This window comes from Pantoea wallisii, from assembly GCF_002095485.1.
Taxonomy (GTDB): Bacteria; Pseudomonadota; Gammaproteobacteria; order Enterobacterales; family Enterobacteriaceae; genus Pantoea; species Pantoea wallisii.
On record NZ_MLFS01000061.1, the window covers coordinates 1 to 20,992 of the forward strand.

The following is a 20,992-nucleotide window of genomic DNA, read 5'->3' on the forward strand; positions in this document are numbered from 1 at the left end:
CTCCGGCAGCAGGCCGACGCGCTCCAGCAGCCAGGCGACGCGCTTCTCCGCCTGGGCACGGCTCATCGTGTTATGCACCAGCAGCGGCTCCATAACTGAAAAGCCCACCGTAAGACGCGGGTCGAGCGACGCGTACGGGTCCTGGAAAATAAACTGAATATCACGGCGCAGTGACGCCAGCGCGCGCCCCTCCAGCGCATCGATACGCTGCCCGTCAAAGGTGATGCTGCCGCCCTGGCTGGCGACCAGCCGCAGCAGCGAGCGCCCGGTTGTGGATTTGCCGCAGCCGGACTCTCCCACCAGCGCCAGCGTTTCACCGGCATAGAGATCGAAACTGACGCTCTCCACCGCATGGACGCGGCGCTTCACCCGATTAAACAGGCCGCCGCGGATATCGAAGCGGGTGACCAGATCGCGCACCTGTAAAATAGGCGGGCGATCGTGACGCACGGTATTTTGTGGCGTGGGCGCCTCTTCACGCCCGTTGCTGTGCAGCAGTGGAAACTTTGCCGGTAACGGCTGGCCGCGCATTGCCCCCAGCTTCGGCACCGCCGCCAGCAGCGCACGCGTGTAAGGCTGCTGCGGCGCATCAAACAGCTGCTGCACCGGCGCGCGCTCAACCACATCGCCGCGATACATCACCTGCACGCGATCGGCCATCTCCGCCACCACGCCCATATCATGGGTAATGAAAATCACCCCCATCTGCATCTCTTTTTGCAGCACGCGGATGAGTTGCAGAATCTGTGCCTGTATCGTCACGTCCAGTGCGGTCGTGGGCTCATCGGCGATCAGCAGCGCCGGCTGGCACGACAGCGCCATGGCAATCATGACGCGCTGGCGCATACCGCCGGAGAGCTGATGCGGATAGCGTGACAGCACATTGTGTGCTTCGGGAATGCGCACCAGGTCGAGCATCCGCCGCGCTTCGGTCTGCGCCTGCTGGTGACTTTTGTTCTGATGCAGACGAATGGATTCGGCAATCTGTTCACCCACGGTAAAGACCGGGTTGAGCGAGGTCATCGGCTCCTGAAAAATCATCGCCATGTCTGCGCCGCGCACCTTGCGCATCTGGCTGCCGGAAGCCCGCATCACATCCAGCATCTCGCCGTTGCGCCGCCGCAGGTGAATCTCACCGCTGACGTCGCCGCCGGCCTGCTGAATCAGGCGCATCAGCGCCAGCGAGGTCACGGATTTGCCCGAGCCGGATTCGCCCACCAGCGCCAGCGTTTCACCGCGATAGAGATCCAGCGACAAGTTGCGCACCGCTTCGGTAATGCGTCCTTCATGCTGAAAGCGTACGCTTAGATCGCGTACTGCCAGTACCTGCTCTGGCGCAAACTGCTGTTGCTCCGTCATGCCTGCTCCTTAGCTGTCGCGGTAAATGGCTACCTCAATATCGCCCTCAACCCGGGCGAAACCGCGATACATGCCTTCGCTGTTAAAGGGCAGCGCTACGTTGCCGTGCGCATCCACGGCAATCAATCCGCCACTGCCCCCCAGCTCCTGCACTTTATCGTGGATCACGCTGGCAGTGGCCTGCTGTAGTGAGCGCCCGCCATACTCCATCTGGGCCGAGACATCGTAGGCGGCCAGCGTGCGGATAAAGACCTCGCCGGTGCCGGTACAGGAGACCGCCACGGTGGCGTTATTGGCATAGCAACCCGCGCCTGCCAGCGGCGAATCGCCAACGCGTCCGACCTGTTTGTTGGTCATGCCGCCGGTTGAGGTGGCCGCCGCCAGATTACCGTGAACATCGAGCGCTACCGCGCCCACGGTGCCGAATTTGCGATCCGGGTCCAGCGGATCTTCGCCGTGACTGTTGGCCGCACCGTCGTGATCGAGCAGCATCTCATCGCTGTTCAGCGCGCGCTCCAGCTGCTCCCGACGTTCCGGCGTGGAGAAGAAATCGGCGGCCACCGGCTCCAGCCCCTGCGCTGCGGCGAAGTCCTCTGCGCCGGCACCGATAAACATCACGTGCGGGCTGGCCTCCAGCACTTTACGCGCGGCAAGAACAGGATTGCGGATATGCTGACACCCGCGACAGCGCCAATATCCAGCGTGCGCCCATCCATAATGCTGGCATCCAGCTCATGCGTGCCCTGGTGCGTAAACACCGCGCCCTTGCCGGCGTTAAACAGCGGGCACTCCTCCAGCAGGCGCACCGCTTCGGTCACGGCATCCAGCGCACTGCCGCCGCTGGCGAGAATCTGCTGGCCCGCTGCGACAATTGCGGCCAGCTGCTGTCGATAGTGCTGCTCTTTTTCCGCGCTCATGGCCGCACGCGTAATTGCGCCCGCGCCACCGTGGATTGCGATAACTGCTTTAGCCATAACCGTACCCTGTGCAGGAATCAGTGGCAAAAACACTGATTTAGAATGGTTTTCATCTTTTTTTGGCAATTTTCGACTATAGAAAGGCCCTTACGGCTTGTAAAGCAGAAACTGCCATCGCGGTCATAACCTTTTTATGTGGGTTATGCTTTTTTGTCGTATGTGACTCCGGACGCAATTGCCACCATAATAGGCAGCATCTGCAATTAACCAGGCAAAGATGGACATGGAACCTTTCACCGCAGGATTAATCTCCCTCGAAGACGCGCAGCAAAAGATGCTGCAACAGCTACAGCCCATCAGCGATTGCCTCAATGTTGCGCTGGCGGAGGCCGCCGGGCGCATCACGGCCAAACCGATTCGCTCACCGCTGGATGTCCCGCCGTTCGATAACTCGGCCATGGACGGCTATGCCGTGCGCCTGAGCGATATGGCAGCAGAGGCTGTTCTGCCTGTGGCAGGCAAAGCGTTTGCGGGCGCGCCGTTTACCGGTGAATGGCCGGCGGGCAGCGTTATTCGCATTATGACCGGTGCCCCCATCCCTGCAGGCTGTGACGCGGTAGTGATGCAGGAGCAAACGACGCAGCGTGACGGTGGTATTGTGATTACCGCCCCGGTGCAAGATGGACAGAATATTCGCCGCATCGGTGAAGACATTCAGGCCGGCAAGCAGGTGCTGGACGCTGGCGTACGGCTTGGTGCCGCAGAGCTGCCGCTGCTGGCCTCGCTTGGCATTGCCGAAGTGAGCGTGCTGCGTAAACTGCGCGTGGCGATTTTCTCTACCGGCGATGAGCTGCAGGCCGTGGGTCAGCCGCTGGCGGCAGGTCAGATTTACGATACCAACCGGTTTACCGTCTCGCTGATGCTGCGCAGGCTGGGCTGTGAAGTGATCGATCTGGGCGTGATTGCCGACGATCCCGCGGCGCTGCGCCAGGCGTTCAGCGAGGCCGATCGGCAGGCGGACGTGGTGATCAGTACCGGCGGCGTCTCCGTGGGCGAAGCGGATTTCACCAAAGCGATGCTGGAGGAGCTGGGCGCTATCACCTTCTGGAAGCTGGCCATTAAGCCGGGCAAACCCTTTGCGTTTGGCCGGCTGGCAAACAGCTGGTTCTGCGGCCTGCCGGGTAATCCGGTCTCTGCGGCCGTGACCTTCTATCAGCTGGTGCAGCCGCTGCTGGCCACGCTGACCGGCCAGACTACCCGCATCATGCCGCTGCGCCAGCGCGCGCGCGCCACCCAGCGGCTGAAGAAATCCCCCGGCCGCCTCGACTTCCAGCGCGGTATCCTCAGCCGTGGCGATGATGGTGTGCTGGAGGTGCGCAGCACTGGCGCGCAGGGCTCGCACGTTTTCAGCTCCTTCGCACTGGCCGACTGCTTTATCGTACTGGAGCGCGAGCGCGGTGACATAGCGCCCGGCGAATGGGTGGATATTGAACCCTTTAATAGCCTGCTGGAGGGCTGATGGGTATTGAGCTTAGCGATGAAGAGATGCTGCGCTACAACCGACAAATTGTGCTGCGCGGCTTTGATTTTGACGGCCAGGAGGCGCTCAAGGCATCACGCGTGCTGGTGGTCGGGTTAGGTGGTCTGGGCTGCGCGGCAGCGCCCTATCTGGTCTCGGCGGGCGTGGGCCATGTGACCCTGCTCGATTTTGATACCGTTAGCCTGAGTAACCTGCAGCGCCAGGTGCTACATAGCGACGCAAAGATTGGTGAGGCAAAAGTACGCTCAGCGCAGCAGCAGCTGGCCGCGATTAATCCGCACTGTGTGCTGGAAGCGATTGATGCGCAGCTGGACGATACGCAGCTGGCAGCGCTGATTGCCCGTCATGATGCGGTGCTGGACTGCACCGATAATGTCACCACGCGTGAACAGATCAACCGTCTCTGCTTTCAGCATAAGGTACCGCTGATCTCCGGTGCCGCCATCCGTATGGAGGGCCAGCTCAGTGTGTTTACCTGGCAGCCGGGCGAGCCGTGTTACCGCTGTATCAGCCGCCTGTTCGGCGCGCAGACGCTTAGCTGTGTCGAAGCGGGGGTGATGGCACCGCTGGTGGGCGTGATTGGCACAATGCAGGCAATGGAGGCGTTGAAAGTACTGAGCGCGTTTGGCGAGCCCGCCCGCGCACGGCTATTCATGTACGATGCCATGCGTGCAGAATTTCGCAGTATGAAGGTGGCGCAGGATGCGCATTGTGAGGTGTGCGGCGGTGGATAACGGCTGGCGCGTTGCCAGCCGTATTACGCGATAATCAGTAAATACCCTGGCTGCGCAGGAAATCTTCGTAATTACCGGTGAAGTCAACGATACGATCGCTTTTCATCTCAATCACGCGCGTCGCCAGCGAGCTGACAAACTCACGGTCATGCGAGACGAAGATCAGCGTACCTTCGTACATCTCCAGCGCCATGTTCAGCGACTCGATCGACTCCATATCCAGGTGGTTGGTCGGTTCGTCCATCACCAGAATGTTCGGCTTCTGCATCATCAGCTTGCCGAACAGCATGCGGCCCTTCTCACCACCGGACAGCACCTTCGCAGGCTTTTTGATATCGTCATGGCTGAACAGCAGACGTCCTAAAATACTGCGCACCGCCTGCTCGTCGTCACCCTCCTGTTTCCACTGGCTCATCCAGTCGAACACGCTCAGGTCATCGGCAAAATCCTCTGCGTGGTCCTGCGCATAATAGCCAATACGCGCATTCTCCGACCACTTCACCGTGCCGCTGTCCGGTTGCAGTTCACCCACCAGCGTTTTCAGCAGAGTGGATTTACCAATACCGTTGGCACCCAGAATCGCCAGCTTTTCGCCCACTTCCAGCAGCAGATTAAGATTTTTAAACAGCGGGCCGTTATCAAAGCCTTTTGTCAGGGCTTCCACTTCCAGCGCATTACGGAATAACTTTTTATCCTGGTCAAAACGGATATACGGGTTTTGACGGCTCGAGGCTTTGACTTCATCCAGTTTGATTTTATCAATCTGTTTCGCACGCGAAGTTGCCTGACGCGATTTAGAGGCGTTCGCACTAAAGCGGCTGACGAATGACTGCAGATCGGCAATTTGTGCTTTCTTCTTGGCGTTGTCCGCTAATAAACGCTCACGCGCCTGGGTAGCCGCTGTCATATATTCATCATAGTTGCCCGGATAAACGCGCAGTTCGCCGTAATCCAGATCCGCCATGTGCGTACAGACCATATTCAGGAAATGACGGTCATGCGAAATGATGATCATGGTGCTGTCACGTTCGTTAAGAACCTGCTCAAGCCAGCGGATGGTATCAATATCCAGGTTGTTGGTCGGTTCATCGAGCAACAAAATATCGGGGTTAGCAAATAAGGCCTGCGCCAGCAGCACACGCAATTTCCAGCCTGGTGCAATTTCACTCATTGGCCCGTAATGCTGCTCAACAGGGATACCGACGCCCAGTAATAATTCACCGGCGCGCGACTCTGCACTGTAACCATCCATTTCACCGTAAGCGACTTCCAGGTCGGCAACTTTATAGCCCTCCTCCTCGCTCATTTCCGGCAGTGCATATATCCGGTCGCGCTCCTGCTTCACGGTCCATAATTCCTGGTGACCCATAATCACGGTATCCAGCACGCTATATTGCTCAAAGGCGAACTGATCCTGGCGCAACTTACCGATGCGCTCGTTAGGGTCGAGGGAAACATTTCCATTGGTCGGAACAAGGTCGCCGCCCAGTATTTTCATGAAGGTCGATTTACCGCTGCCGTTCGCACCGATTAAACCGTAACGATTACCGCCGCCAAATTTAACGGAGATATTCTCAAACAGCGGCTTACTGCCGAACTGCATAGTGATATTGCTGGAAACTAACACGGCATTGACCTTTGTTACGCAGTGGAGGAAAAAACAGCGGGCATTATGCCAGATGTGGGCTGCGTGAGCCACCCTGGCGCCTGCGGCCGGAGGGACGAAGAGCTGAAAGCATTGTTGAGGCTGGATAAATAAAAAGCCGGAGGCAAATCACCTCCGGCTCCCGCTTACAAGGATTGTGCAGATTATTTGATCAGGAAGCTATCCAGGCTTTTACCTGAATCCAGCGCTTTTTTAATCGCTGCCGGAGTACGGCCCTGGCCGGTCCATGATTTCTCTTCACCGTTTTCATCGGTGTAAGAATATTTAGCCGGACGCGGCGCACGCTTGGCGCGTTTTTTACCGGTTTCCAGTGCGCCCAGCAATTCGTTCGGGTCAATACCGTCAGCCAGCAGCATTTCGCGGTATTTAGAGAGCTTCTCTTCTTTTTCGCGGTTCTGCGCTTCTTCTGCTTCAACTTCGTCACGACGTTCAGTCACAACGACAGTTAATTTTTCCAGAATCTCTTCCAGGTCGGTCAGCGGCAGTTCGCGCGCCTGTGCACGTAATGTGCGAATGTTGTTCAGAACTTTAAATGCGTCACTCATCACAATGTCCTTGCTTAAGGGGTTTAAATAAACTGTAGTGGCAAGATTACCTAATTCAAATAAAAAAATAAATTAATTTTATAGCCCGGATTATTCCGAGACATTTAACATATTTCTTACGTTGGGGTTTAAACCTGGTGTGCGGCGTAAATAAACGATGAATTTATCGCAGTTAAGTGTAGCGTTTGCGGGAGCGGGAATCGATTTCACCGCTTATTCCCGCGTACGAAACAAGCATTTAGCGTTTATTGCCCGCTGTGGCAGAAGTGAGCACAATGGTAAACAAACATTAATGATGACAGCGTCGGCTATTTTTAGTCGTGATTATAATATTGCTGCGGATGGGAGCAGAATCTCATTTTTAGCCGCAGCCGCGCATAAAAAAGGCCGGTATCGCACCGGCCTTAACGCAAATCATCAGGTAGTAATCAGAAGGTTTTCTTCACGGCCGGACGTAATACCGCTTGCCGCTCCTCTGCATTAGCCAGCCGCTCGTGCAAATAATGTTCGATTTGTTCCAGCGAGCGATTCCGCGTTTCCGGTACAAAGCGCACAACAAAAAGCGCGCCGCCGATACCAATCGCGGCAAATATAAAGAACGCCCCCGATAAGCCTACCGAGGCGAGCAGGATCGGAAACATCAGTGAAATAAGGAAATTGGCAATCCACAGGGCAAAGACCGCCCCGCCCATAAATATCCCGCGCAGACGGGTCGGGAAAATTTCCGACAGCAGCAGCCAGGTTACCGGCGACAGCGCACCCTGCTGAAAACTTAAAAACATCAGCATCCCCAGCAGCACCATATAACTGCGCAACATATCCGGCTGACCATTGACGGTTTCCGGCATCAGGTAACTGACGGCGCCAATAAAGAGTAAGCAGGCGGTACAGCCAAACTGACCGATCATCGCCATGGTGCGGCGTCCGATGCGGCCCAGCAGCCAGATGCCAACAAAGGTCATTAACACGGAAATAGCGCCGTTCGCGATCGTGGCAAATAGCGCCGCGTCATCGCTCATCCCCACCGCTTTTAACATGGTGGGCGCGTAATACATGATGGTGTTCACGCCGGTTAACTGCTGAATAGCGGCGATACCAATACCGATCAAAAAGAGTTTAATCAGCCACGGCTGGCGTAAGTCGCGCAGACGCGGACGCTGCTGCTGCTCTTCAGCCAGCGTCTCTTCAATTTCGGTCATCTCCCACTCAACATCTTCACGCGCGCGCGTGCGCTCCAGCACTTTACGCGCTTCCGCAAGGCGTCCTTTCATTGCGTACCAGCGCGGCGTATCAGGCATAAACATCATGCCGAACCACAGCAGTACCGCCGGCACTGTGGCAACCGCCAGCATCCAGCGCCAGGTCTCGTTACCGCCCCAGGCGGCGTTGAAGCCGGCGTTGGAGATATAGGCCAGCATCTGTCCGGAGACAATCATCAACTCCTGCATCGTCACCAGCTGGCCACGTTTATTGGCTGGTGCCATTTCTGCGATATAAACCGGCACGGTAGCAGATGCCCCGCCGACGGCGACGCCCAGGATCAGGCGGAAAAAAATCATCCAGTCAACGTCCGGTGCCAGCGCGGTACCGATCGCGCCGATGGCGAAGATTATCGCCAGCACCAGAATAATTTTTCTCCGCCCGACCGCGGCCGCAAAGTGGCCCGACGCCAGCGCCCCAAACGCCGCGCCAAAGAGCAGGCTGCTGGTCACTAATCCGGTGGTAAATGGCGTGAGGTGCAGTTCATCCCCCATAAAGAGCAGCGCGCCAGAGATAACGCCCGTATCGTAGCCGAACAGCAAGCCCCCGAGGGTAGCGATCATTGCAATCACTTTCACAAATGGCTCAGTGCGCGTATTACTGTTCGGCCCGGAAGCCTTATTAGCGGTGAGATAACTTTCGCCGGACATAACCCACTCCTTTCCTGATGTGATAAACATCAAAAATAGATTATTTCAACCGTAAACTATAAATATGAAATTTAAATTTTGCGCTACATGTCATAAACATCGCGAATGCGTACGACACAGGTCACAAAAACCAGCGCAGCTGATGGTAAATCGTCACGGAATAAGAATTTCAGTTTTTGCACAGCGGGAGAGATAAAAAAACATTTATTTCGCGCTGAGAAGAGGGCCGCGATAACGCGGCCGGAGAGGTTATTTTACTGCGGTGGCCGGGCCAAAGACGTCATAGTCAGGGAGATCAATTTTCTGCCAGGGCTCCCAGCCGCCGCCCAGAGCTTTATAGAGCGCAACCAGATCCAGCGCGCTCTGCATGCGCGCCTGGGTGGATTGCGCTTCTGCCTGCGCCAGCTGACGCTGCGCGTCCAGCACCTCAAGGAAGGTTGAAATGCCCTGCCGGTAGCTGTCGCTGGCAAGATCGAAAGCCCGCTGCAGGGCGCCGGTGGTTTCATCCAGCGCGGTAACCTGCTGCTGGTCGGCACGGTAGCTAACCAGTGCGTTTTCTACGTCCTGCAGCGCTGTCAGCACCGTCTGGCGGTAATCCAGTGCCGCACTGGCCTGCTGCGCACGCGCCAGCCTGACGCTGGAGACCAGCCGCCCGCCCTGGAAAATAGGGATAGAGAGCGAAGGCCCCACGCTGAAGAAGTGGCTGCTCCAGTCATCCAGATAGCTGGCATCGGTGTTGCGCACGCCCAGCTGGCCGGTGAGTGACAGGCTGGGGAACAGATTCGCTACCGAGACGCCAATGTTCGCGGTCTGCGCATGCAGATTGGCTTCGGCCTGACGAATATCGGGTCGACGGCGTGCCAGCGTTGACGGAATGCCCACCGGCACCAGCGCCGGTAAGGTCGGCAGCGCTTTGCTGTTCATCAGCTCATTATCCAGCGCACCCGGCGTTTTCCCCAGCAGTACGGCAAGGCCATTCATCGCCTGGCGCGCCTGCGCCTGATACTGCGGCAGCTGCGCGTTCAGCGATGCCAGCTGCGCGCGGGCATTCTCCACGTCAGTCAGCGGCGCCAGGCCGTTGCGCTGCTGGCTCTGCGTCAGCTCCCAGCTCTGCTGCGCGATAGCAATTTGCTGCTGCAGGGTGGCCAGTACCGCCTGCGCGCCCCGCAGTTGCAGCCAGGCGCGCGCCACTTCAGCTTCCAGCGAGACCAGCGCATCGTTGCGTTGCTCAATCGCCGCTTGCTGCTGCGCATCCGCCGCCTCCATCTGCCGGCGGACTTTGCCCCATAAATCCAGCTCCCAGCTGGCATCAAAACTGCCCTGATAGAGCGTGACGGAGTGATTCAGGCCGTTGAGCTGATCGGCGACGTCGTCATCCACCTGGTCATAAACGCCGTTCGATTTCAGCAGGCCTTTCAGCCCGAGCTGCTGACGCGTCACTTTGGCGGAGCCGTTCAGCGAAGGGAAGAGACCGCCCCGCGCCTGCGCCAGCTGCTCACGCGCACCGGCGATGCGCAGCACCGACTGCTGCAGGCTGAGATTGCCGGCGATAGCGCGCTCAATCAGGCTATCAAGTTGCGGATCGTGAAAGCTTTTCCACCACAGCGGATTGGTAGCTGCCTCCTGCGGTTTCGATGCCTGCTGTGAAGGCAGATCGCGATAGCTGCCCGGCGTTTGCGCCTGCGGTGGCTGATAATCGGGCCCGACGGCGCAACCGGCCAGCAATAGTGACAGCGCCAGCAGCGTCAGCGACGACGTAACGCGCGAAGAGGTGATCATGTTAATGTGCTCCTGCACTGCCTTCGCTCTTGATGGGCGAAAGCAACCAACAAAAAGGGATCAGTAATACGGCGACAATGCTCAGACCCATGAACACGTCGATATACGCCAGGATACGCGCCTGCGCGATCATCTCCTGGTAGAGCTGGCCACTTGCCAGCGTCAGCGGATCGCCTACTGCCCGGGTAAAATCACGGATCGCCTGCGCCCAGTGCTGCAGTGTGATGTTGAACTGCTCGTTGAGCGGCGACATGTTGTGCACCATATGGGCCGAGCGTACCTGTTCCCGCTCGGTAATCCCGGCGGTCGCCAGCGAAATACCGATCGAACCGGCGACGTTACGGAACATGGTGAACAGCGCCGATGCATCGGCATTGAGCCGCTGCGGTACGGTGACAAAGGCGATGGTGGTGAGCGGCACGAACAGGAAGCCGAGGCCAATCGACTGCGCGCTGCGCATCAGTACCAGCGTGGTGAAATCCACATCCGGCGTTAAGGTGCTGGAGTAGAAGAACGCCAGCGCAAGGCAGCTAAAGCCGAAGGCGATAATGTAGCGCGTCTGCACCACAGGCATCAGCTTGAGCACCAGCGGGATGGTCAGCACAATCAATATCGCCCCGGGCGAGAGCACCAGCCCTGACCAGGTCGCGGTGTAGCCGAGATCCTGCTGCGCCAGCTGCGGCAGAACCACCGAGCTACCGTAGAGGATCATCGCCATGCCGGCCATCAGCAAGCCGGCGACCCAGAAATTGCGGTCCTTCATCACCGTGATATCAACGACCGGTTTACGCGCATACAGCAGCCAGTACACGGCACCCACAATGCCAATCGCTGCCAGCATGGCGAACAGGCGAATAAAGTGCGAGGCGAACCAGTCTTCATCCTCACCCCGGTCCAGGAACACCTGCAGGCACCCTAAACCGAGGGTGATTAAGCTGATGCCGATGTAGTCGATTTTCAGCCGGCCTTTATCCCACTTGCGCTCCCATGGCGGATCCTCCAGCAGCTGATAGATAGCCAGCACCGTCAGAATGCCCACCGGGATATTGATAAAGAATACCCAGCGCCAGCTGTAGTTATCGGTGATCCAGCCGCCCAGCGTCGGACCAATTACCGGTGCGACGATGATGGCAATAGAGGAGAGACCAAACGCTTTGCCGCGGTCTTCCGGCTTAAAGTAGTCAAGCAGCACCGACTGCTGCACCGGCTGCAGGCCGCCGCCAAAAAAGCCCTGCAGAATACGAAACAGAATGATCTGCCACAGCTCCGTAGCGATGCCGCACAGGAACGAGCAGACGGTGAACATGACGATGCAGATTAGGAAGAACTGCTTGCGGCCAAACAGGCGGCTGAAGAAGGCGGAGATCGGCAGCACAATCCCGTTCGCCACCAGATAGGAGGTGAGCACCCAGGTGGATTCGTCGTAGCTGGATGACAGCGAACCGGCAATATGCGGCAGCGCCACGTTCACGATGGTGGTATCGAGAATCTCCATAAACACCGCCAGCGTTACCGTGATGGCAACCAGCCACGGATTGCTGGCCGGACGCCAGCTTTCGCTCGCACTCATTCCACGGTTACCTTCGGTTCAACCGACAGGCCGAGCGGCAGTGGATGATTCGGATCGAGACCTTTATCAATGACTATTTTTACCGGCACGCGCTGAACGATTTTCACATAGTTACCGGTGGCGTTTTCTGCCGGGAAGGTAGAGAAGCGCGAGCCGGAGCCCATCTGCACGCTATCCACATGCCCTTCCAGCTTCATGTCTGGCCAGGCATCGACGCCAATCTCCACTTTATCACCCGGATTCATGCGCGCCAGCTGTGACTCTTTAAAGTTGGCGGTAATCCAGATCTGCGGTGATACCAGCGAAAACAGCGCCGTGCCAGCCTGCACCAGCGAGCCCTGCTGGACGTTGCGTTTAGTGACAAAGCCATCATAGGGCGCGCGTACTTCGGTATAAGAGAGATTCAGCTCGGCGGTATTGAGCTGCGCCTGGGCCTGCTCAACCTGCTGCTGGCGCGCCTCAACGTTGGTCTCCTGCTGACGGATTTGCAGCTGTACCTGAGAAGCGACTTCAACCTGCGCTTTGGCGCTTTGCAACTGCGCTTCCGCAGAGCGCAGCTGTGCCGCGGCGGTATCAATATTGCGTTGCGAGGTTGCGCGCGGGTCAACGCCGCGCTGGCGGCGATAATCCGCCTGGGCGTTGAGTAAGTTCGCCTGCGCTTTGGCCTGATCGGCTAACGCCTGATCGCGCTGGGCCGGATACTGCACGCGCGACAGCGCCAGCTGCGCCTGCGCCTGATGCAGCTGCGCCTGCGCCAGACCCAGCTGGGCTCTGGCCTGATCGCGCTGCGCGCTGTTATCACGTGGGTCGATTACCAGCAGTAAATCGCCCTTTTTCACCCGCTGGTTGTCTTTTACCAGCAGCTGCACCACATAGCCAGACGCTTTCGGCGCAATGGTTACCGCGTCACCTTCAGTAAAGGCGTCATCGGTGGTCTCAATATTGCGCGTGCTGAACCAGAACCAGAATCCCACCAGCAGCATCACTATCACGACAATGGCGAGAATAATCAGCGGTTTTTTGCCGGGGCGTTTACGTGGTTGTTCATCACTCTGTTGCTGGTCATCGGCGGTGTGCTGCGGGTCTTGCTGCTCGCGCGAAGGCGGCTGATTCTGGTTGTCACTCATAATTTGTCTTCACTGGCTGTAACCCAATCCTGGGCGAAAACGGTCAACTTAACCTTAGATGGGAAATTGACAAATGCCAGTGCAACTTTACATAAGCAGACAATCGCGGCACGTTCTGCCACAGCGCGCGGTAACGCGCTGAATCAGGCCGGGTTTTAGCGCAAGCGAAGCCTTAATGCAGCCAGCGCAGCAGCAGCCAGCCGCACAGCATTGACCAGGCCAGCATCGGCAGCGAAAAGAGATGGAAGCGCCACCACACCTTGGCATCCTGAGCCATACGCAGCGCAATCAGGTTTGCCAGCGATCCCGGCAGCAGGCCAAAACCGCCAATGTTTACCGCCCATGCCAGTACATCGGACGGCGGCACTTTCTGCAGTAGCAGAATGGTGGCTGGCACATTACTGATGATTTGCGATAAGCCGATCGCCAGCAGATAGAGACCGCCCTCGCCCAGCTGAGTGATAGCCGCGAACCACGGCTGCAAAACCGGCAGGTGCATTAGCAGGAAGACATCAATAAACATCGCCACGAAGACCAGCAGCAGGCTCCAGTCGATGCTCACCAGCACGCTGCGCGCCATTAGCAGGAAACAGCCGGCGACCAGCAGCAGCGCCCAGCCGGTGAGCTGTAACTCCAGCGCCACAATAAACACAACATAGAGAAGTACGCTGACCAGAAACAGCGGCTTATGCCACTGCTGCGCGCCGCTTTGCGCATGCGTTTCAATGGCGCGCGCCGGGAAACTCCACCAGGTAAGCGCCATCAGGGTCAGCATCAGTACCGCTGCCAGCGGCGCCATCTGCGCAATAAAACCGGGCACGCTCAGCGTTCCGTGGCTCCACAACAGAATATTTTGTGGATTACCGACCGGCGTCAGTAGCGAGCCGGCATTCACCGCCAGCGCTTCAAAAATGATCAGCCGCGATATAGGCAGGCGCGAGAATTTGCGCAGCGTCAGAGTAAGCGGCACCAGGATAAACAGCGCCACATCATTGGTCAGAAAAGTGGAGAGCAGCGCGGCGGCGCAGACCATAAACAGCGCCAGCGTCCGTTCGTGCTGAAAGCGCTGCGCCAGACGCGCGCCGAGCACATCGAAGTAGCCGCTGTTCTCCAGCCCCTTGGTCAGCATCAGCAGACCGGTCAGCGTCATGATGGTGTGCCAGTCCACGGCGGCCGGCAGCTCAGACCAGCGATAGTGCGCCAGCGGCAGCAGAATCACACCCAACAGCAACAGCAAATGCAAAATACGGTCACGCATTAAGGATCGAAGCACGATGGGCATGATGGCAGCAGGCCTTGTTAAGTTAGCGACTCTCGTAAAATTTTTGGAAGACAGCGAGGGTTTCATCACTGACGTGATGCTCAAGACCTTCAGAGTCACGGCGTGCTGTTTCCGGGCTGACACCCAGTGCCAGCAGGAAGGTCTCAACGATGTGGTGACGCACGCGGCTGGCTTCGGCCAGCTTCTCTCCTTCGGCCGTCAGGAATACGCCACGATACGGCACCTGCTCGACCAGCCCGGTGGTGCTCAGACGCTTCAGCATTTTCGCCACGGTAGGTTGAGAGACCCCCAGCCGCGCAGCCATATCGACCTGACGCGCCTCACCAAATTCACGAATCAAATCAGAGATTAACTCAACGTAATCATCAATCAGTTCACGACGATGTGCTTCGCGCACCTGGCGAAATCCTTCGACATGCTCCTCTATATCTTTCAGCGGCCCCTGGGGCATGTTGATGGCGCTTTTCGCACGACGACTCATTCAGCTTCCTCTTTATTATCTGCCGCACTTTACCTGCGGTGCGGGCTGGCTGCGCCCATTGTAAACCAGGCACAAATAAGCACAAATTTTTCCTGAATAGTGTTGGCTAAACAGTATAGCCAATGCTATCTTTGTTCATGTTGTAAGCAATTAGCTTATAAAGGAGGCAATGATGAACGAACCCTATCTGCTGCTGACCCTTTTCCTGCTGTTTATCGCCGGGCTGTGCTTACTGTTACGTTGTAAACCTTTGGGGAGGTAAACATGAGCACGATGAAAAGCTGCCTCGACTGTGGTAAATGCTTCCGGGCAGAGAAGAGCAAACCGGCTTTTGAGCTGAAATCGCTGCTATGCCTGTTCACTCGCTCGCCGTTTGCGCTGCGTCTGATGCTGATTGAAAAGCTCACCGGCAAAAAAATCGCTGAGGGCCCCTGCCCGAATCTGATCTGGCGCGGCTAAACGCCCCTTATCACAATAAAAACCCGCTCACCGAGCGGGTTTTGTGTTTCTGGCGCCGGCACCAGGCGCATGTTACAGGCATAAAAAAACGGCCCACATGGGGCCGTTCTTGTGCAACTCTGGTCTAAGCAAAAACTTAGAAGCTGTAGCCTACGCCAGCAATCCAGGTGCCAACGTCAACGTTACGGATACGGCTCTGCTCGTAACCTACATCCAGCGCAACGTCCTGGATTGGGTTGAACTGCAGACCTGCGCCGTAAGAGAAGCCGTAGTCGCTGCTGTCAGATTTAGACTGACGTGCAGTTTCGTTCTGCTGGAATTTACCGTAACCAACACCAACTACGCCGTAGATGCTTGCCCAGTCGTTCAGACGGTAAGCAGGACCCGCAGTGATGCCGTAGTACTGGCCTTTGTTGTACACGCCATCTTCAGTACGATCTTTCTCGGTGTAGGTGAAAGAACCGATCCAGCCCAGTGGGTTAGAACCGTCTTCGTAGCGGTATTTCAGGTTGAAGCCGTTTGCTTTGTTAGCAACGCCTTGATAATCGCTCTGCGCGTAACCGGCAGAAACGGTGCTCTGTGCCATGGCTGAACCTGCAGAAACTGCCAGTACACAAGCCAGTGCTGAAAGACATGCAATTTTTTTCATAACCACCTCAAATGTGAATATACTTCTCTCCTGACAACGCTAAAAATATAACAAAACTTAGCAAGAAACTCTGCCCGCATTTTGTTGTCTAACAGATTGTTTGGTGTAACAGAAAGTTAATGAAGTTTCCTATGTCATTCATTTTGCTTATAAAAAGCGTCATTTTTCTGCAACACTATTTCGCTGTGCAAATAATGCCTTTAAGTAAATTCCTAAACTAACCTGACATTTCTTTACGGAAATGGCCCTGAAAGTGGCGATTAATTGCACAAACGCACTGCCCATTTTGTCGCCAGCGACCTCCTTATTTGCCCTGGATTCCTTTACACTGAGCACCTGTCTCTTCAAGGCTAACCACCACAGGAATCAAATACAGGATGTCTGCGCCTCTTACCCATTCGAAAATGGCCCCGGTTGTGTTTCCCATTGCTGTCCTGCTGATTGCGATGCTGTCGCTCCAGGGCGGTGCATCACTGGCAAAATCCCTGTTCTCGACCGTGGGTGCGCCGGGCATTACCGCACTGCGTCTGGGCCTGGGCACACTGATCCTCTGCGTCATCTTTAAGCCGTGGCGCTTGCGCTTCACCCGGGAACAGCGAAAACCGCTCATCATGTACGGGCTGGCGCTGGGGTGCATGAACTACCTGTTCTACTTATCGATCCGTACCGTGCCGCTTGGCGTCGCGGTGGGGCTGGAGTTTCTCGGGCCTCTTACGCTGGCGCTGGCCGGCGCGCGCCGGCCGCTGGATTTTCTTTGGGTGCTGCTGGCCGTGGCGGGCTTGTGGTTCCTGCTGCCTGTTGGCGATGGCATCAGCCATATCGATCCCATGGGTGCCCTGCTGGCGGTGGGAGCGGGTGCCTGCTGGGCCGTCTATATTCTGGCCGGTCAGCGTGCGGGCGCCGGACATGGGCCGGCCACGGTTGCCATGGGCTCGCTGATCGCCTCCGTGATTTTTGTGCCCCTCGGGCTGACATTTGCCGCACCAGGCATCTGGCAGTGGGAGATCCTGCCGCTGGCACTGCTCATCGCCCTGCTCTCCAGCGCCATCCCTTACTCTCTGGAGATGATGGCGCTGACGCGTCTGCCTGCGCGTATTTTTGGCACGCTGATGAGTCTGGAACCGGCAATGGCTGCGCTTTCCGGCATGCTGTTTTTGGGTGAGCTCTTGACGCTGAAGCAGTGGATCGCCCTACTGGCGATTATCGCGGCGTCGGCCGGCTCCACGTTAACCATGAAACAGAAAGCGGCGAAGATTAAAGAGGTGGATATTACGCATCCGCAATAATTAATCCCTCTTCAGCCTGACGGCGTCAGGCTGAATAACTATTCATTCTCATTCGCTTTCAATTTGCTGCGCCCCACTTTTTTGCTGTTATTATTTTGCAACATCATTGAAAACTCATTAACACTATCATTATGTTGTTGATATAAATGGCAATCACAAATTATCGCACACAGACTGAGCACAATTAAGATTTATCTATTCCTGCCATTGGTTCAATCATTCCGGCACATCACAAAAGTGCTGCTATACTTATTTCCGTGCTTGATTAGGACAACCATCAATAAGAGGACATTAATGATGAGTACCGCAAAACTGGTTAAAACAAAATCTTCCGATCTGATTTATACCCGCAATGACGTGGCTGATAGTGAGAAGAAAGCCACCATTGAGGTGCTCAACCGTCTGGTAGTGGAGTTTATTGACCTGTCTCTGATCACCAAACAGGCGCACTGGAACATGCGCGGTGCAAACTTCATTGGCGTACATGAGATGCTGGACGGCTTCCGTACGGCTATCACTGAGCACCAGGACACTATCGCCGAGCGCGTCGTGCAGCTGGGCGGCGTGGCACTGGGCACTTCACAGGTCGTGAATGATAAAACCCCGCTGCAGAGCTATCCGCTTAACATTCATAGCGTGCAGGATCACCTGAAAGCACTGGCAGACCGCTATGCGGTGGTTGCGAACGATACGCGTAAAGCGATCAGCGAAGTGAGCGATGAAGATACGGCTGATATCTTTACTGCGGCGTCACGCGATCTGGATAAATTCCTGTGGTTCATCGAATCAAATATTGAATAATGCATCAACAGGGCGGGTTATCCCGCCTTTTTAGCCTCTCTTTCCCCGCTTTTTTGACGCTGTTAACAATTCCTTAAACCCTTCTTTCTCTTGTCACCACTCTGGTGCACACTGATGCCTGCACCACAACAGCACACTGCACCATTTTGGTGACTCAATATGGTGCAAGATTTTCCTGTATTGCAAAATCGAGTCAGCATGGCGCTGAAATCTACTGATTTATGCAAAAATGAAAAGTTGGCATAATTTTTTCATATGATGAGCCGTACATCAGGCCACAAGGCCTGAAGGGTAATAAGGAAAAAAATGATGAAGTCATTGATTAAAGTCTCCGTGGCCGCACTCGCGCTGGCCTTCTCCCTTTCCTCCACCGCAGCAGAAAAAAAACTGGTTGTCGCTACCGATACCGCTTTCGTTCCTTTTGAATTTAAAAAGGGCGACCAATACGTTGGCTTTGACGTTGATCTGTGGGCTGCCATTGCCAAAGAGCTGAAGCTGGATTACACCCTGAAGCCAATGGATTTCAGCGGCATCATCCCGGCCCTGCAAACCAAAAACGTTGACCTGGCGCTGGCCGGCATCACCATCACCGAAGAGCGTAAAAAAGCCATTGAATTCTCTGACGGCTATTACAAAAGCGGCCTGCTGGTGATGGTGCGTGAAAATGAGAACAATATTAAAGGCATCAACGATCTGAACGGTAAAACCGTGGCTGTAAAAAGCGGCACCGGTTCGGTTGATTACGCAAAAGCCAATATCAAAACCAAAGATCTGCGTCAGTTCCCGAACATCGATAACGCTTACATGGAGTTAGGCACTAACCGTGCCGATGCGGTACTGCACGATACGCCAAACATCCTGTACTTCATCAATACCGCCGGTAAAGGCCGCTTTAAAGCGGTAGGCGACTCGATTGAAGCGCAGCAGTACGGTATCGCCTTCCCGAAAGGCAGCGACGATCTGCGTGAGAAAGTGAACGGCGCGCTGAAAACCCTGCGCGACAACGGCACCTATAACACCATCTATAAAAAATGGTTCGGTACTGAACCAAAATAATTGTGGCGTAAGCCAATTTTGTCAGCAGGGAGCTTAAGCCTCCCTGCTTTTTATATTTTCATTGCAACAGATTCTGGAGTCACACCATGGAGTTTGACTGGAGCGTCATTTGGCCCGCCCTGCCGATATTAATCGAAGGCGCCAAAATGACCCTGCTGATTTCCGTCATCGGCCTGATTGGCGGCCTGATTATCGGCCTGATTGCCGGTTTCGCCCGCGCTTACGGTGGCTGGATCACCAATAACCTCGCGCTGGTGTTTATTGAGCTAATCCGCGGTACGCCTATTGTGGTGCAGGTGATGTTCATCTATTTTGCGCTGCCGATGGCTTTCCCCGATCTGCGTATCGATCCGTTTACCGCTGCCGTGGTCACTATCACCATTAACTCTGGTGCCTACATCGCCGAGATTACACGCGGCGCGGTGTTGTCGATCAATAAAGGTTTCCGTGAAGCCGGCCTGGCGCTTGGCCTGTCGCGTCGCGAAACGCTGCGTTACGTAATTATGCCGCTGGCGCTGCGTCGTATGTTGCCGCCGCTGGGTAACCAGTGGATCGTGAGCATTAAAGATACCTCACTGTTTATCGTGATTGGCGTGGCAGAACTGACTCGCCAGGGCCAGGAGATCATCGCGGGTAACTTCCGCGCCCTGGAGATCTGGAGCGCCGTCGCCATCATCTATCTGGTTATTACGCTGGTGTTGAGCTTTGTGCTGCGCCGTATTGAGAAAAGGGTGAAAATCCTGTGATTGAATTTAAAAACGTCTCGAAAAATTTCGGCCAGACGCAGGTTCTGCATAACATTAACCTGAAGATTAATCAGGGCGAAGTGGTGGTGATTATTGGTCCTTCCGGCTCCGGGAAATCGACCCTGCTGCGCTGCATCAATAAGCTGGAAGAGATCACCACTGGCGATCTGATCGTTGACGGCATGAAAGTGAACGATCCCAAAGTTGATGAGCGTCTGATTCGTCAGGAAGCCGGCATGGTGTTCCAGCAGTTCCATCTGTTTCCGCAAATGAGCGCGCTGGATAACGTGGCCTTTGGCCCGATTCGCGTGCGTGGCGCGAAGAGGGATGAAGCACAGAAGCTGGCACGTGAGCTGCTGGGTAAAGTGGGTCTGGCGGAGCGCGCGCACCACTTCCCGTCTGAGCTCTCTGGCGGCCAGCAGCAGCGCGTGGCCATTGCCCGTGCGCTGGCGGTTAAGCCGAAGATGATGCTGTTTGATGAGCCGACCTCCGCGCTCGATCCGGAGCTGCGCCACGAAGTGCTGAAGGTGATGCAGGATCTGGCCGAAGAGGGTATGACGATGGTTATCGTGACGCACGAAGTAGCTTCGCCCAAAAGGTGGCCTCACGCCTGATCTTTATCGATAAAGGCACCATCGCTGAGGATGGTCATCCGGATGATCTGATCACCAATCCGCCGAGCGATCGTCTGCGCGAGTTCCTGCAACACGTTTCCTGATAGCGTTCTCTGTAAAACAAGCCGCACCGGGCAACCGCTGCGGCTTTTTTGTTTGCCGTTCATCATGAAACATCGTTTCTGGCAGTCTTATATCACTGTCGCTTTTTGCTTGCGCCTGGGCGAGGGAGGGATAGCCGCTTGCCGCACCGGCATTGACCCATCCATGGGGCCTGCCGCCGCGCCTTCCATGGCGCGGAGGCTGCTGCAAGCGGCTATCCCTCCCGCACCCTGCAAGTTTCTTCATCGCTGTTGCCAAACCGCACGCTACAGCCGCACCTGTGCTGGTGGGAAGAGAGAACGTTGAGCTAAGCCGGACGTCACGCGGCAGGGATGCCGCGTGCCGAGGCCCGCAGGGAAGCGGGGGTTG

17 protein-coding genes and 2 pseudogenes are annotated in these 20,992 nt (G+C 56.1%); 8 read left to right on the forward strand and 11 right to left on the reverse strand.

What is annotated here, in order from left to right; all coding sequences use genetic code 11:
- On the reverse strand, positions 1-1,359 hold a 1,359-nt coding region (locus tag HA48_RS18050), incomplete at its 3' end, for an ATP-binding cassette domain-containing protein (protein WP_128602554.1).
- Positions 1,360-1,368: 9 nt separating this feature from the next.
- Positions 1,369-2,333: pseudogene (locus HA48_RS18055) on the reverse strand (isoaspartyl peptidase/L-asparaginase family protein).
- A gap of 226 nt (positions 2,334-2,559) precedes the next feature.
- On the opposite strand from HA48_RS18055, the gene moeA reads away from it, so the two are divergent.
- Together moeA and moeB are read left to right on the forward strand one after the other, a co-directional pair.
- Positions 2,560-3,795 carry a molybdopterin molybdotransferase MoeA gene (gene moeA / locus HA48_RS18060; RefSeq protein ID WP_279626746.1) on the forward strand — a complete coding sequence of 412 codons (1,236 nt, stop codon included), beginning with the start codon at positions 2,560-2,562 and terminating at the stop codon, positions 3,793-3,795.
- Complete coding sequence (gene moeB / locus HA48_RS18065) at positions 3,795-4,550, forward strand: molybdopterin-synthase adenylyltransferase MoeB (RefSeq protein WP_128602556.1); 756 nt, start codon at positions 3,795-3,797, stop codon at positions 4,548-4,550. The genes moeA and moeB overlap by 1 nt, the downstream gene beginning before the upstream one ends.
- Before the next feature lie 34 nt (positions 4,551-4,584).
- Here the strand turns inward: moeB and HA48_RS18070 are convergent, their stop codons facing one another.
- The 8 genes from HA48_RS18070 to mntR form a co-directional block, all read right to left on the reverse strand.
- Positions 4,585-6,177, reverse strand: a complete 1,593-nt coding sequence (locus HA48_RS18070) for an ABC-F family ATPase (protein ID WP_128602557.1) — start codon at positions 6,175-6,177, stop codon at positions 4,585-4,587.
- A 182-nt stretch (positions 6,178-6,359) separates the two neighbouring features.
- Positions 6,360-6,761, reverse strand: a complete 402-nt coding sequence (locus HA48_RS18075) for an H-NS family histone-like protein (RefSeq protein ID WP_128602558.1) — start codon at positions 6,759-6,761, stop codon at positions 6,360-6,362.
- 428 nt (positions 6,762-7,189) lie between these two features.
- Positions 7,190-8,671 carry a sugar porter family MFS transporter gene (locus tag HA48_RS18080; protein ID WP_128602559.1) on the reverse strand — a complete coding sequence of 494 codons (1,482 nt, stop codon included), beginning with the start codon at positions 8,669-8,671 and terminating at the stop codon, positions 7,190-7,192.
- A 249-nt stretch (positions 8,672-8,920) separates the two neighbouring features.
- Entirely contained in the window at positions 8,921-10,450 is a 1,530-nt protein-coding gene (locus tag HA48_RS18085) for an efflux transporter outer membrane subunit (RefSeq protein ID WP_128602560.1), read from the reverse strand.
- A 1-nt stretch (position 10,451) separates the two neighbouring features.
- On the reverse strand, positions 10,452-12,020 hold the full coding sequence (locus HA48_RS18090; protein WP_128602561.1) for a DHA2 family efflux MFS transporter permease subunit: 1,569 nt from the start codon (positions 12,018-12,020) through the stop codon (positions 10,452-10,454).
- Positions 12,017-13,147 carry an HlyD family secretion protein gene (locus HA48_RS18095; RefSeq protein WP_128602562.1) on the reverse strand — a complete coding sequence of 377 codons (1,131 nt, stop codon included), beginning with the start codon at positions 13,145-13,147 and terminating at the stop codon, positions 12,017-12,019. Before HA48_RS18095 ends, HA48_RS18090 begins: the two co-directional genes overlap by 4 nt.
- Before the next feature lie 172 nt (positions 13,148-13,319).
- A complete protein-coding gene (locus HA48_RS18100; protein WP_128602563.1) occupies positions 13,320-14,429 on the reverse strand; it encodes an SLC13 family permease in 1,110 nt (369 codons plus the stop codon).
- A 22-nt stretch (positions 14,430-14,451) separates the two neighbouring features.
- On the reverse strand, positions 14,452-14,910 hold the full coding sequence (gene mntR, locus HA48_RS18105) for a manganese-binding transcriptional regulator MntR (protein WP_128602564.1): 459 nt from the start codon (positions 14,908-14,910) through the stop codon (positions 14,452-14,454).
- A 264-nt stretch (positions 14,911-15,174) separates the two neighbouring features.
- Here mntR and HA48_RS18110 point away from each other — a divergent pair, with 264 nt between their 5' ends.
- The gene (locus tag HA48_RS18110) at positions 15,175-15,369 is read left to right on the forward strand and encodes a hypothetical protein (RefSeq protein ID WP_128602565.1); all 195 of its coding nucleotides are present in this window, start codon (positions 15,175-15,177) and stop codon (positions 15,367-15,369) included.
- Between the two features lie 136 nt (positions 15,370-15,505).
- Here the strand turns inward: HA48_RS18110 and ompX are convergent, their stop codons facing one another.
- On the reverse strand, positions 15,506-16,018 hold the full coding sequence (gene ompX / locus HA48_RS18115; protein WP_128602566.1) for an outer membrane protein OmpX: 513 nt from the start codon (positions 16,016-16,018) through the stop codon (positions 15,506-15,508).
- Positions 16,019-16,395: 377 nt separating this feature from the next.
- Here ompX and rhtA point away from each other — a divergent pair, with 377 nt between their 5' ends.
- From rhtA to glnQ, 5 genes and pseudogenes are all read left to right on the forward strand, one after another.
- Entirely contained in the window at positions 16,396-17,304 is a 909-nt protein-coding gene (gene rhtA / locus HA48_RS18120; protein ID WP_128602567.1) for a threonine/homoserine exporter RhtA, read from the forward strand.
- 297 nt (positions 17,305-17,601) lie between these two features.
- The gene (gene dps / locus HA48_RS18125) at positions 17,602-18,105 is read left to right on the forward strand and encodes a DNA starvation/stationary phase protection protein Dps (RefSeq protein WP_128602568.1); all 504 of its coding nucleotides are present in this window, start codon (positions 17,602-17,604) and stop codon (positions 18,103-18,105) included.
- Positions 18,106-18,414: 309 nt separating this feature from the next.
- Entirely contained in the window at positions 18,415-19,161 is a 747-nt protein-coding gene (gene glnH, locus HA48_RS18130) for a glutamine ABC transporter substrate-binding protein GlnH (RefSeq protein WP_128602569.1), read from the forward strand.
- A gap of 86 nt (positions 19,162-19,247) precedes the next feature.
- The gene (gene glnP, locus HA48_RS18135; RefSeq protein ID WP_128602570.1) at positions 19,248-19,907 is read left to right on the forward strand and encodes a glutamine ABC transporter permease GlnP; all 660 of its coding nucleotides are present in this window, start codon (positions 19,248-19,250) and stop codon (positions 19,905-19,907) included.
- Positions 19,904-20,625: pseudogene (glnQ, locus tag HA48_RS18140) on the forward strand (glutamine ABC transporter ATP-binding protein GlnQ). The gene glnP and the pseudogene glnQ overlap by 4 nt, the downstream one beginning before the upstream one ends.
- Positions 20,626-20,992: the final 367 nt, after the last annotated feature.

Excerpts from the sequence above, each read along its gene's own strand:
- moeA (WP_279626746.1), top strand. The coding sequence starts at position 2,560 with ATGGAACCTTTCACCGCAGGATTAATCTCCCTCGAAGACGCGCAGCAA.
- moeB (WP_128602556.1), top strand. The coding sequence starts at position 3,795 with ATGGGTATTGAGCTTAGCGATGAAGAGATGCTGCGCTACAACCGACAA.
- HA48_RS18075 (WP_128602558.1), bottom strand. The coding sequence starts at position 6,761 with ATGAGTGACGCATTTAAAGTTCTGAACAACATTCGCACATTACGTGCA.
- HA48_RS18080 (WP_128602559.1), bottom strand. The coding sequence starts at position 8,671 with ATGTCCGGCGAAAGTTATCTCACCGCTAATAAGGCTTCCGGGCCGAAC.
- HA48_RS18085 (WP_128602560.1), bottom strand. The coding sequence starts at position 10,450 with ATGATCACCTCTTCGCGCGTTACGTCGTCGCTGACGCTGCTGGCGCTG.
- HA48_RS18090 (WP_128602561.1), bottom strand. The coding sequence starts at position 12,020 with ATGAGTGCGAGCGAAAGCTGGCGTCCGGCCAGCAATCCGTGGCTGGTT.
- HA48_RS18095 (WP_128602562.1), bottom strand. The coding sequence starts at position 13,147 with ATGAGTGACAACCAGAATCAGCCGCCTTCGCGCGAGCAGCAAGACCCG.
- HA48_RS18100 (WP_128602563.1), bottom strand. The coding sequence starts at position 14,429 with ATGCCCATCGTGCTTCGATCCTTAATGCGTGACCGTATTTTGCATTTG.
- mntR (WP_128602564.1), bottom strand. The coding sequence starts at position 14,910 with ATGAGTCGTCGTGCGAAAAGCGCCATCAACATGCCCCAGGGGCCGCTG.
- HA48_RS18110 (WP_128602565.1), top strand. The coding sequence starts at position 15,175 with ATGAGCACGATGAAAAGCTGCCTCGACTGTGGTAAATGCTTCCGGGCA.
- ompX (WP_128602566.1), bottom strand. The coding sequence starts at position 16,018 with ATGAAAAAAATTGCATGTCTTTCAGCACTGGCTTGTGTACTGGCAGTT.
- rhtA (WP_128602567.1), top strand. The coding sequence starts at position 16,396 with ATGTCTGCGCCTCTTACCCATTCGAAAATGGCCCCGGTTGTGTTTCCC.
- dps (WP_128602568.1), top strand. The coding sequence starts at position 17,602 with ATGAGTACCGCAAAACTGGTTAAAACAAAATCTTCCGATCTGATTTAT.
- glnH (WP_128602569.1), top strand. The coding sequence starts at position 18,415 with ATGAAGTCATTGATTAAAGTCTCCGTGGCCGCACTCGCGCTGGCCTTC.
- glnP (WP_128602570.1), top strand. The coding sequence starts at position 19,248 with ATGGAGTTTGACTGGAGCGTCATTTGGCCCGCCCTGCCGATATTAATC.